Here is a 437-nt window from a genome sequence, read left to right as displayed (position 1 = left end):
CTCTAAAATAAAAAGCGGAAGTAAATATTCATCTTTAACTAAAACTATAACAATCAACATTTTGAATTTTAATTATTTAGAATTTGAAAATTATCATACAATAAATTCTATTTGTGAAGATAAATCAAAGAAGAGATTAACAGATATATTACAAATTCATTTTATAGAACTACCTAAATTTATTAAAGTGAATAAAAATTTACAAGATCCTTTGGAAAGATGGTTAACATTTCTAGTTAATCCTGAGGACGAGGCTTTGGAGGAGATTGAAATGGTGGAGGATAAAATAAAAAAAGCTCATGAAACGCTAGAATATTTAAGTCAAGATGAGGAGACTGTTATACTTGCTAGATTGAGAGAAAAAGCTATAATGGATGAAGCTTCAAGATTAGAAGGGGCAAGAGAAGAGGGAATAAAAGAAGGAATAAAAGAAGGAA

1 protein-coding gene is annotated in these 437 nt (G+C 27.9%); it reads left to right on the top strand.

Going from position 1 to position 437, the window contains the following annotated elements:
* Positions 1-437 (top strand): Rpn family recombination-promoting nuclease/putative transposase (locus tag ACVHXK_RS18710; RefSeq protein ID WP_461207923.1); only part of this gene is annotated, 437 nt, incomplete at both ends.

It is taken from the genome of Clostridium sp. DL1XJH146, from assembly GCF_054819755.1.
The sequence above is the reverse complement of the archived record's forward strand: the minus strand, read 5'-3'. Positions and strand labels throughout refer to the sequence as shown.